We start from the raw sequence: 11,474 nt of genomic DNA on the forward strand, positions 1-11,474 counted from the left end.
GAGATGTTCATTTTCAACTCCTCTCCTCGGGCTGTGGTTGTTTCTGTTCTCGCACAACCAACTCTGCGCCCACCGGCATTCACAGACCAGATATTCCGGTGTCAGCATGCTGTCCGCGGCTGACCGCTTCTTGCCAGGCGGCCGCGGAACGGCCCGTGACCTGCGCGGACAGGCAAAAAGCCGGGCGCGTTACGGTTATCCGCCATACGGCTCGGCGGCCCGCCCCCATGGTGGGCGGGCCCGCCGCTGCCTAGCGTTGGCCGACATGATCAGCCTCAGGGGATTGAGCAAGCGCTACGGCGACCGGACGGCCGTCGACGACCTGTCACTGGAGTTGAGACCGGGCACGGTCACCGGCTTCCTCGGGCCGAACGGGGCGGGCAAATCGACGACGATGCGCATGATCCTCGGCCTCGACCGCCCGACGGCGGGCGTGGCGCTGGTCGGGGGCCTGCCGTACCACGAGATCAGGGACCCGCTGCGGACGGTCGGCGCGCTGCTCGACGCGCGCGCGGTGCATCCGGGGCGGAGCGGGCGCGCGCACCTGCTGGCGCTGGCGCGCAGCAACGGCATCGCCAGGAGCCGGGTGGAGGAGGTCCTCGAAACGGTCGGGATGGCGGGCGCGGCGGGCAGGCGGGCCGGCGCGCTGTCGCTGGGCATGAGCCAGCGGCTCGGCATCGCGGCCGCGCTGCTGGGCGACCCCGAGGTGCTGATGTTCGACGAACCGGTCAACGGCCTCGATCCCGACGGCGTGCGCTGGGTCCGCCACCTGATGCGCTCGCTGGCCGACGAGGGCCGCACGGTCTTCGTCTCCAGCCACCTGATGAGCGAGATGCAGCTGACCGCCGACCACCTGGTGGTGATCGGCAGGGGCCGGCTCATCATGGACGCGCCGCTGGCGGAGGTGATCGCACGCAGTTCGCTGACCGCCGTGGTCGTCCGCAGCCCGCACGCGGGAGACCTCTCCGTACGGCTGAGCGCCGCCGGGATCACCGTGGAACGGCGCGGCGAGAACGAGCTGGTCGCCACCGGCACCGGCCTTGAGCAGGTCGGCGACCTGGCGCACGAGGCGGGCATCCGGCTGCACGAGCTGAGCGCGCGCGAGGCCTCGCTGGAGCAGGCGTACGAGGAACTGACCGCGGGCAGCGTGGAGTACGGCGCGCCGAGAGCGAGGGGGTGAACGATGGGGGCCAAGGAGTTGGGCCACGTGATCGGGGCCGAGTGGACGAAGCTGTGGTCGGTCCGCTCGACCTGGTGGTGCCTGGCCTGCGCGGCCGTGCTCATGGTTCTGAGCGCGGTGACGCTGGGCGGCGCCATGGCGACCGACAGGCTCCGTGACGGCGGGACACGCTTCCCCGCGAGCGAGCCGGTGATCTCGGCGACGGCGTTCACCCAGTTCGCACTGGTCACGCTGGCAATGCTGGTGATCACCTCGGAGTACGCCTCCGGTGGCATCCGCACCACGCTGCAGGCGACGCCGGTCCGCGGCCGGCTGCTCGCCGCGAAGGCGCTGGTGATGGCGCCGGCGATGTTCGTGACGGGGGTGGTGTCCGGCGGCGTGGCGACGGTGGTCACCTACGCGGTGCTGTCGGCGGGTCCGTTCGGCGGCTACGCGGCGCTGCCACCCGCCGAGACCGCGCTCGACCTGCTGCGCCTGGGCGTCTTCTCCGCCCTGGTGTCGGTGATGGCGCTCGGCGTGGGCACCGCGATGCGCAGTGCGGCGGGCACCCTGACCGTGGTGTTCATGCTGCTGATGGGCCTGCCGTTCATGCTCCTGATGGCCGGTGGCCAGGCGGCGCTGGAGGCGTCGCTGCGCATGCCGATGTTCGCAGGGCTGGCCTTCATGGGCAGCGCCGAGAACATGACCGGCGGCCCGATCCCCTACCCGGCCGGTGAGGGACTGGCCTGGCTGCTCGCGTGGACGGCGGCCGCGGTGGCGGCGGGCTACGCGGTGCTGCGCCGGCGCGACGCCTAGACTTCGCAATCGTGTCGGACAACCGAGTCGCCCGCATGCTGGTGGGGGTCCTCGCGGGCATGGCCCTCGGCCTGGCCGAACTGGCCTTCCTCTGCCTGGCCTGGCCGGCGTCCGTGGCTCCGGCCGTACGGCCCGCCGCCCGCCGGGTCGCGGACCGGCTGATGCGGATGGAACGGGCCCGGCTGGCGGCCTGGTTCGACCACGAGACGGCGCGCCTGGACCGGACCGGCCATGCACCGGCACCGGCACCGTCCGACCCGTCCGACCGGCCCGATCCGCCTGACCACGAGACGGCGCACATGGACCGACCCGGCCACGGCACGGCGCGGGTCGACGGCCGCGGCGTCCTCGGATTCCTCGCCGTCCGCGCCGTGCTCGGCGTGCTCGGCGGATACGTCTGCGTGTCGGGCCTGTTCGTCAGCGGCCTCTTCCTGTCCGGCGGGCTGTGGGGCCTGGTCTCGGGCGAGTCCGAACCGGTGCCGCTGGAGTTTCCGGGCGTCAGGCTGGTCACCAGCGGCTGGGCGCTCGGGCTGACCGGTGGGGCGGTCCTGTTGGCGCTGGTGACGCTCTGGATCCTCGCGCTCGGCACCGCCGAACGACGCCTGGCCGCCCACTTCCTCGGACCGGGCAGGCAGGAGCTGATGCGCCGGCGCATCGCCGAGCTGACCGCGACCCGTTCGGGCATCGTCCGGGCCGTCGACGACGAGCGGCGCAGGATCGAGCGCGACCTGCACGACGGCGTGCAGCAGCGGGGAGTGGCGCTGGCCATGCTGCTGGGCCGCGCCCGGCACAGCCCCGACCAGGCCAGGACCGCCGAACTGGTGAGCCAGGCCTACACCGAGTCGCGCCAGCTGCTCGACGAGCTGCGCAGCGTGGCCTGGCGGATCTACCCGACCGCGCTCGACGAGCTGGGCCTGCGCGCCGCGCTCGCCGGGGCCGCCGAGCGTTCGAGCGTGCCGGTGACCGTGCACTACGGGCTGGCCGACCGGCCCGTCTCCGAGGTCGAGACGGCCCTCTACTTCGTGGCCCGTGAGGCGATCACCAACGCGGTCAAGCACGCGGGGGCACGTGACATCCTGGTCGTCCTGACCGAGGACGAGCGGACGGTGAGCGTGGCGATCTCAGACGACGGCGGCGGCGGCGCCGACCCCTCAGGAGGAGGGCTGTCCGGGCTGGCCAGACGCGTCCGGGCGCTCGACGGCGACTTCACCGTCGACAGCCCCGCAGGGGGCCCCACCAAGGTCTCCGCGACGCTGCCCAAGGCGGCGCCGTGCGACTGATCCTGGCAGACGACTCGGTGCTGCTCCGCGAGGGCCTGATCCGGCTGCTCGATGACGCCGGTCACGACGTCGTCGCCGCGGTCGGCGACTCGCGGGCCCTGCTCGACGCCGTCGAGCGGCACCGGCCCGACGTGGCCGTCGTCGACGTGCGCATGCCCCCGACCCACACCGACGAGGGGCTGCGGGCCGCGCTGGAGATCCGCGAGCGCTGGCCGGGCGTCGGCGTGCTCGTCCTGTCGCAGTATGTGGAGAAGACCTACGCGGCCACGCTCCTGTCCGGAGCCACCGAGGGCCTGGGCTACCTGCTCAAGGACCGGGTCTCGGAGGTGGCCGACTTCCTCGGCTCGCTGGAGCGCGTGCACGCCGGCGGCGCGGTCTTCGACCCCGAGGTGGTCCGCCAACTGCTGGCCCGCACCACGCACGCCGACCCGCTGAGCAGGCTGAGCGGACGCGAGAGGGAGGTGCTGGAGCATCTCGCGCAGGGCTTCGTCAACGCGGCCATCGCCGAACGCCTGCATGTGTCGCTGAGCACCGTCGAAAAGCACGTCAACGCCATCCTGGACAAGCTCGACCTGCCCCGCGACCCCGGCTACAGCCGCAGGGTGCTGGCGATCCTGCGCTACCTCGACGGCTGACCGCCCGCCCCCGGTCAGGAACAGGGCCCGCGACCCCGAGCCGTCCTGTGCGAGCTGAGTCCGATCAGCCGGTGCCTCGGACCGCCTCTGGCGACGGCACGGCGTCCGTGACGCGGAGCGACGGCCCAGGTCCGTGGACGGGCCTGACGCAGGACACCGGCCACAACCCTTGACGACCGCCCGTGGCCAGGAACTACCGGAACCGCTGGTAGTCCTCGGTATGGGAGATACCGGACCGCTCGCACAACGCCGAGGCGTCGGCGTCGACGTCGGCGTCGGCATGTCAGACGAGCCCTCGCGCGTGACCACCCAGGAAAGCATCCCCATAGGGAGAAGCCCCACGGCGGTATGCGCGTACGGCGCATCCACCACGGGGCTTCGACGAGTCGCTTCTGAGAGTTTGAGTTGGTGAGCGTCTCTGTCTCGGATGTCTGGCTGTCTCGGCTATTGAAGATCCGCGCCCCCTTGCCCGCCGAGTGGACGATCACCGCGTGGAACGCCTCATGAAGGTAGGCGCGCTTGGTCGACAGGGGCCCCCTCCCTCCCCCTCCGGCAGGTACCGGCGTCGCCGTACGAGATCGGCGCCGACCGACGCCCGCGCCCTGCGCTGCTGGGTCTGTGCCGCGTGATTGCTCTTCTCCGTCCGCAGCGCGGCTGTCTCCCGCTCGATGGTGCCGCCGCAGCCCATCACGGCCTGGCCGATGTGCAGCAGCTCGGTGGCGCCGGTGCCGAAGACGTGCACGCCCAGAAGCACCCGGGTCTGCGGCGAGACCAGCAGCTTCAGCATGCCGTAGGTGTCGCCGATGATCTGCCCGCGGGCGAGCTCGCGGTAGCGGGAGATGCCGACCTCGAAGGGGACGTGGGAGTGGGTGAGCTCGTCCTCGGTGCGGCCGATGAAGCTGATCTCGGGGATGGTGTAGATGCCGATCTGCTGCAGGTGGTGTATGCCGGGCAGGGGGACGATCTCCAGGTCACAGAAGTCGAGCGTCCGCTCACGGCGTTCGACGACGGTGACTTTGATGCCCAGGGCAGCGAGCATGGAGGCGTACTCGACGCCGATCACCCCGGTGCCGACGACCACCATCGAGTCCGGCACGTCCCGCAGGTGCAGGATGCCGTCGGAGTTCGACGATCGTGTGCTCGTCGAACTCCATGGTGTCGGGCCGGGCCGGGCCGGGCCGGGCGGGCGCCGGTCGCGATGATGATCTTCTCTGCGGTGATCGCGACCTCATGCCCCTTGTCATCGACCACGCCGACGGTGTTCGGATCCACGGAATGCCTCATGCCGTGCAGGATCGCCACAGGTCCTCATCTGTGAGGTCTCCACGCGCCATGGCGATGGCCTACCAAGAACGCACCCCGCAGCGTAGGCGAATCACTCTGATCTCAACTCCGTACAGGCCCTAGAACCCCGAGCGTCCGTAGAGGGTCAGTTCATCGGCCAGCATAACGATCGTGGCAACAAACTCACGACACTTGGATAGGCGATCTCATCAGTACCGAGGGGGTTACCAGGACAATCAGCTGACCGCTCGTCATAGCTTATGGAACGCCTGCTGAGCCGACCTTTCGCTGCACGACGCTGACGACGCTTCTGATGTCGACGAATCCAAAATCTCGAGAGTCGTGGCTGGCTGAGGGGTTATCGCCAAAAATCAGCAGCTTTCCAGCGGGAACGGTGGCGTCCCCTGCGGCCTCAAGCGCGACTTCGGGAACGGGGTCACCCGGCAGCGCGCCGATGCGTTTGATGATGTTGGGAGGTTTGCCGTCCAGCAGCCTCAACACCCTGGCGCGCGGTCGTGCGGACATCGATCTTGGCTGGACCACGACGATGTCTCCGTGGCGGAGGGCATTCCGAGGTCTCCTCATGGTGAGCACCCGGTCCCCGGGGGCCAGCGCCGGCTCCATGCTTCGGCCCGTCACCGTCACCAGAAGAAACCTGCGTCGGATGAGTACGACTCCGCCGAATAGCACCATCCCGATGAGGCCGAGCACGAGGATGTATCCTCTCAAGGCTGAGCTGCCTTTCCTGACGGGTCACCGTCCTGGTCGTATCCGGATGCCTGGAGTGTAAAAAGCTCCGCATACTTTCCGCCGAGCGCCATCAGTTCCGCGTGTCCGCCCAGTTCGGCTATGCGACCGTCAGCCAGCACCGCGATCGTGTCAGCGTCCCGCACCACGTTGAGCCGGTGGGATATCAGCACGCTGGTCCGCCCCTTCCGCGAGAGTTTGAGCATCTGGTGAATCTGGTGTTCGGCCTCAGCATCAAGTCCCGCACTGGGCTCATCGAGGATCGCCACCTCGACCCGATCGCGGAAAAAGGCACGGGACAGGGCAATTCGCTGCCACTGGCCACCCGACAGCACGACACCGTGCCTACCGTCAGTCTTCTCTGCCTCGCTGAAGAAGATCCGGCTGAGCAACGTTTCGTATCCCGAAGCCATGGCCGCGATGGTGTGATGCATGCCCGCTCGTTCAGCAGCGCGCTCGATCCGCGGCTGTTCTGCTAGATGCCGGATGTCCGCGATCGCGATGTTCTCCGCCACGGAGAAGTCATATTCCATATAGTCCTGGAAGACCGCGCACAGTTGCTCCCGGAAATCCGCAGGCGCGAACTCCCGGAGATCCACGCCGTCCCAAAGAATTCGACCGAGGGTGGGGTCGTAGAACCGGCACAGCAGCTTGATGATCGTGGATTTGCCGGCACCGTTGAGGCCGACCAGGGCCAATGATTCGCCTGCACCGATAGTGAGATTTACCCCCTTGAGCACCCAGGGGTCATCGGGGGAGTATGAGAACCATACATTTTCGAACACTATTCCTTGCTTTAGCGGAGGGACTGCGGTGGGCTTTCGCGGTACGGGCAGATCGGGCGCCACATCAAGGATCTCCCTGAAATGTCGGTAGAGAAGCAAGGCGCGTTGCACGGTCGCCAGGTCGTTCACGATCCCGAAAGCAGCTCCTTGGAGTGCGGCAACACTTCCCAAGAAGAGGCTGAGGTCACCCACGGTGAGCGCCGCTTCTGAGACCGCGTTCACGGCCCATACAATGCCGGCTCCACTGACGAGAGCGGACAGCGTCAACAGGCCAAGGTGCATGCAGAGTTCTCGCCGGTCGAGTTCGTTCTTAGCCACGTTGATCGATCGTCGTTCGTCTAGCATGCGGGTACGCAAGAAGGCTCCACTGCCAAAAAGCCGGATCTCCTTGATCGCTTTCAGGCCAACGAGGAGATCACCGTAGAAAAGCTCCCGTCGTTCTGCCGGGCTGATGTCCAGCATCATGCGCATCCGCCGTCGCGCGAGCCGCGATTCCACTACGAGCATCGGCGCCGCCGAAATCAGTACGGCGAGCGACATCACCGGGCTGATGGCCACAAGCGAGGCGAGAAAGCCAAGTGCGGTGAGCAGCCAGCGCATTACTCCGAGGCCACCGCCAATGACCTCGACGGGCGAGCTGTCGCCCGATCGCTGGGCCATCCGGAGGCGGTCGATGAAGTCCGGGTCCTCAAAGCGCCTCAGGCCGCTCAGGGCGTCCAGCGCGCCATAGAGACGATCCTGCGCATAGATGCCCACATCCCGGACCAGCCGCGCCTTGGTGTATTGAGCGACTGCAGGGGCGGCTCCCATGGCGAGCGTGGTCAGGGCGAGAATCATGGTGACGACGGCCAGCTTTTCGAAACCCTCGCCTTGGATGAGCCCGTCAACGATAAATTTGGTCAGCCACACGGTGGCTAGGGGCAGCGCGATCTGCGCCACGATGACGGCGAGATAGCTCAGCACCCGTGGCAGTGCAACGCGCGCAGTCGAGGCGAGGGCATCGGCTAGATCCGCCAAAATGGTTTTTCCCCAGGCTGGGCTATCCGGCTTCATGAGTTCAGACGCCCATGAGCCCGTGGTCGGGAGCGTAGGCGATTTCGGCGATGCTCAAGCGTCTGCCTTTACGACTGAGCCGGTAATAGGTGGGGAAGGTCGAGGTGCTGAAAGCCGACAGCAGCTCTCCTTCGAGTGGATCTAGCACCACGTGCCCTACATCGCCGAGTTCCTGCAACATCGGGGCTGGGTCGATCGCGTCGTCGATGACCACGGCCAGGATGGATTCGCGCTTACGCCGGAGGCTGCGGGCGAGGTCTACGAAACGAGGAAGGTTCTTTTCACAGGGATCGCAGCCCGGCACGAAGAAGCCGACGACCGTGCCCTCCCGCAGATCGGCATGGGTGATCGACCTGCCTTCCACTGTCCGGGTCGCGAACGTTTTCACCTCTGCCCCCAGCAGTGCCCGGCCCGCTCCAGGCGGCGGAGAGAACTCGGTCTTACCGGCCGTGGGGTTGTCCAGGTGCTTTAGGCGCCTGCGAATCCCAATGGTTACAAGGAGATTGATGACATTGAATAGCGCCATGAGGGTGATGACGACCACGAGGTAGAACAATGATCCTCCGATGTTCTAATCATCTGGGTAGGCGATGCCGGCGCTCACTGATGCTCACCCACGAGGGCTGCTCAAGATGCTTCGGCTCGCGGATGCCGGCTGCGGGTGAAGCATCTTGAACAACCAGACCGCCCCGCGGTGGACCTCCGCTTTCCCTCTAGGTAGTGCACCTCTGTCCGCTCATGTACCACCAGCAGGCCGTGTTTCAGGCGTTCCCGTCCACGAGAACCGGAGTTGCGGTGGCCATCACCTCTGCGACGACTAGCTCTCCCCCATCCCTGCGCAGCCGGTAGTAGGCGGGGAAGGTGGAGGTCGCGAAAGCCGTGGCCATCTCGCCTTCCAGTGGGTCCAGCACCACCTGCGCAACGAAGGCGAGTTGCTGGGCCAACGGCGTGGTGTCCTCGATATCGTTGGCGACGACCGCCAGGACGGATTCACGTGCGCGGCCGGCGCGGTCGACCAGCTCTATGAAGCCAGGCAGCCCTTCCTCGCAAGGCTCGCAGCCCGGTACGAAAAAGGCGACCACGGTGCCGTCCGCCAACTGGGAATCGGAGATTGCCACACCTTCAATGGTCTGGGCAGTGAACGGTTTGATGGGGCTGCCGGATGCGGCCCGCCCCTTTTCCACCCCCTCGAGACGGCGCGTATCGAATTCCGACCTCGGTTCTCGAAGGCGCTTGATGGCCCCAGCGGCCAGAAGAAGGTTCAACACGCTGACCAAGCCCACGAGGACGACAGCGGCTATGAGGTACGGCATGCTATTCCAATCTTCGCCCATGTGGCGGCTATGTCGAGTGGGCGGTTGTGGTGAAGAGCGCTGCTACGTCGTCCGCAATGGTCACCACGAATCCGACGACCACGCCGATGGCGGTGCCCACCAGCAGAGCGGGCACGGTGTAGACGAGCCCGTCGAAAGCGCAGACTGCGCCGCCTGTCGCGACCGCAGCCAGAAGCAAGTTACGAACGACGTGCTGCGGCCCTAGCCTGGTTTCAGAGGCGCCGAAACACGCACACGATGCCCGCGACCCTCGTCTGACCGAGAGGGTAATAAAAAGCGAGAAGACCGACAACAGCAGGACGGCGGCACAGAATCCGTAGAAGGCGGTGGCGTCAAACACCAACAGCGTCGATATGAGCATTTCCGCAGCGACGATCATATAGGCCGCGAACTTTGCCCGCGACCTCCCCACCCATTGCAGCGCCGCCAACGACCGCGCGAACTTCCTGAACGCAACCCGCCCTCGCAACTTCCCCATCAGTGCCATACCGAAGACTGCTATCAGGGCTGCCCGAACCGCAAGAGGAAAGATTTCTGCCAGCATCGTCCCTCGCATCATGTGGATAACTGACTACCGTTCAGGGCGCTCCACCCAAGGTCGCGTGAAGCGCCCTGAACGACTAGGAGACCCTCGTTACGACCTCAGCAGCACTCACGAGTGATGGTGCAGTTGCCGTTGCAGCACACTGTCACCCGTCGGCCGATCGGAGGCCAGCAGTTCCACACCCCGCACCCGCCGTAATCGGTGGTGCACCCCGCTGAGGCGGCGGCTTGCTCCTTCGGGGCCAGTCGGTCGATGAGCTGATCAGCGAATGCGTTGAATGCTCGCTTCACGATTCGTCCTTTCTGACGATGACCAGATCAGAATCGTCCAGATTCGCGCAGGTGACCTTGTCAGTCTGCGTACGGCGCTAGGATCTGCGTGCACGATCTTCGCGAAGACACATCTGGCGATACTCCGTGGGCGTGCTGCCGTAGGTCGAGCGGAAACGTCGCGTGAAATGGGCGGGGTCGGGGAACCCCCAGCGTTGAGCGATGATCGCGACAGGCACTTGCTCGAGCTGTGAGTTGCGTAAATCGCGTCGACACCGTTCCAAGCGCTGGCCGCGGATCCAGGCCGCGACCGAGGGCCCATCCTGCATGTGAAAGAGTTTGTGCAGGTAGCGGACTGAGATATGGTGCGCGGCAGCGATCCTTTCCGGCGTCAGGCCCGGATCGGCCAGATGTTGTTCGATGAAGCGCCGAATGCTGACCAGCAGCGCTTCCCCTGACATGGGAAGGGATTGTGCGTGAGTGCCCGTCTGCTGTGCACACATGGCCGCGATGAGATCGATCGTGATGAGGCCCAGCGCGCCCAGATCGGTCTCATCGTAGGTCCGGGCGTTGCCGAGCAACTCGTCGAGATAGCGTGACAGAAGTCGCCCGACCCCGGCTCGGGCGCAGAGCGGCACCGCGACGAGCTCTTCGATCGATGGAATTGCCAGCTCCAGTTCCTTGCGCGGGATCTCGACGAGGATCCATCGGGAAACAGCATCCCCGCTGTCCTGTAATACACATAAGGGCCTACTGCTGTCATAAAGGACGATGTCGCCGGCGGTGAGTCTACATTCGCGTTTCCTCTGAGACGCATATCCGGGCTGGCCGTAAGGCAGGTGGATCAGCCCGGCTTCCGGGTCGGACTGCCGAATGAGGCGTGTGGTCCGACTGCTCCGCAGCGGAGGAGTTTCCAGCGCTGATACCGTAACCGTTCCGAGGTTCAGCGAAAGCACTGATGCCTGAAAGTCGTGTTTCGCATCGGATTGAATCAGGGAACTTACATGTGACTTAAAGATCTGATCGACCCAAAAGTCGAAGCGTTCTCCCGCAGGCAGGTGTTGCGTCCCGAACTCAATCACAGACATAAGAGCGTCCCCGCATCACGGAGCCTTTCATTTTGAAAGGCTCACCGTGTCGCCCATCTAAAGGGGTTGAGACGTACGCGTCTACAAGATTGACAGTTAAGAACAGTCCCGAACAGTTCCGAACAGCGCCGGACGGCGAGCCCGTTTTGATATCGCAGGTCACGGCTGACGCCAGGTCACTGGACATGATCTACAATAGGAAGCTCTTGCCGGAGGGTGTCAGCTAAGACCAACCATCGCATTCGGTAGCTCCGGCGACGTTCCATCGTGCCGCGTCTGCCGTCCTCCTCGACCATTGCGACCCGTCAAAGCGATCATTGAGGCTTTTTCATCCCCTGGCGGCAGGGTGCTGGTCACAGCATGATCGCGAGCTTGGCGTTCGCCTTACGAAGCGAGAAACCCCTGGTAGACGGATTGATCACCACAACCAGATCCGTCACAACCAGGGGCTTCGGATGCTGTTCTATCGTGCTGCCGTCG

The 11,474-nt window shown here is 65.8% G+C and carries 11 protein-coding genes; 4 read left to right on the plus strand and 7 right to left on the minus strand.

From position 1 onward, the window contains the following. Positions 1–265: 265 nt before the first annotated feature. Genes ACWDS7_RS14470 through ACWDS7_RS14485 form a run of 4 tightly spaced genes read left to right on the plus strand, consistent with a single transcriptional unit; the run spans position 266 to position 3,890 of the window. A complete protein-coding gene (locus tag ACWDS7_RS14470) occupies positions 266–1,180 on the plus strand; it encodes an ATP-binding cassette domain-containing protein (protein WP_451929652.1) in 915 nt (304 codons plus the stop codon). Positions 1,181–1,207: 27 nt separating this feature from the next. Then, complete coding sequence (locus tag ACWDS7_RS14475; RefSeq protein WP_451929653.1) at positions 1,208–1,975, plus strand: ABC transporter permease; 768 nt, start codon at positions 1,208–1,210, stop codon at positions 1,973–1,975. Between the two features lie 11 nt (positions 1,976–1,986). Then, on the plus strand, positions 1,987–3,255 hold the full coding sequence (locus ACWDS7_RS14480) for a sensor histidine kinase (protein WP_451929654.1): 1,269 nt from the start codon (positions 1,987–1,989) through the stop codon (positions 3,253–3,255). Then, positions 3,246–3,890, plus strand: coding sequence for a response regulator (locus ACWDS7_RS14485; protein WP_451929655.1), 645 nt, complete (start codon positions 3,246–3,248; stop codon positions 3,888–3,890). Before ACWDS7_RS14480 ends, ACWDS7_RS14485 begins: the two co-directional genes overlap by 10 nt. 484 nt (positions 3,891–4,374) lie before the next feature. On the opposite strand, the gene ACWDS7_RS14490 is transcribed toward ACWDS7_RS14485, so the two are convergent. The 7 genes from ACWDS7_RS14490 to ACWDS7_RS14520 form a co-directional block, all read right to left on the minus strand. Then, the gene (locus ACWDS7_RS14490) at positions 4,375–4,986 is read right to left on the minus strand and encodes an NAD-binding protein (protein WP_451929656.1); all 612 of its coding nucleotides are present in this window, start codon (positions 4,984–4,986) and stop codon (positions 4,375–4,377) included. A gap of 446 nt (positions 4,987–5,432) precedes the next feature. Then, a complete protein-coding gene (locus ACWDS7_RS14495) occupies positions 5,433–5,885 on the minus strand; it encodes a S26 family signal peptidase (RefSeq protein WP_451929657.1) in 453 nt (150 codons plus the stop codon). A gap of 14 nt (positions 5,886–5,899) precedes the next feature. Further along, positions 5,900–7,669: an ABC transporter ATP-binding protein gene (locus ACWDS7_RS14500; protein WP_451929658.1), complete on the minus strand. Its 1,770-nt coding sequence runs from the start codon at positions 7,667–7,669 to the stop codon at positions 5,900–5,902. A 94-nt stretch (positions 7,670–7,763) separates the two neighbouring features. After that, positions 7,764–8,303: a TlpA disulfide reductase family protein gene (locus ACWDS7_RS14505; RefSeq protein WP_451929659.1), complete on the minus strand. Its 540-nt coding sequence runs from the start codon at positions 8,301–8,303 to the stop codon at positions 7,764–7,766. 217 nt (positions 8,304–8,520) lie between these two features. Then, positions 8,521–9,093 carry a peroxiredoxin family protein gene (locus tag ACWDS7_RS14510; RefSeq protein ID WP_451929660.1) on the minus strand — a complete coding sequence of 191 codons (573 nt, stop codon included), beginning with the start codon at positions 9,091–9,093 and terminating at the stop codon, positions 8,521–8,523. Positions 9,094–9,100: 7 nt separating this feature from the next. Beyond that, the gene (locus tag ACWDS7_RS14515) at positions 9,101–9,637 is read right to left on the minus strand and encodes a MauE/DoxX family redox-associated membrane protein (RefSeq protein ID WP_451929661.1); all 537 of its coding nucleotides are present in this window, start codon (positions 9,635–9,637) and stop codon (positions 9,101–9,103) included. 367 nt (positions 9,638–10,004) lie between these two features. After that, positions 10,005–10,994, minus strand: a complete 990-nt coding sequence (locus ACWDS7_RS14520) for a helix-turn-helix domain-containing protein (RefSeq protein ID WP_451929662.1) — start codon at positions 10,992–10,994, stop codon at positions 10,005–10,007. Positions 10,995–11,474: the final 480 nt, after the last annotated feature.

The organism is Streptosporangium sp. NPDC003464 (assembly GCF_053588315.1).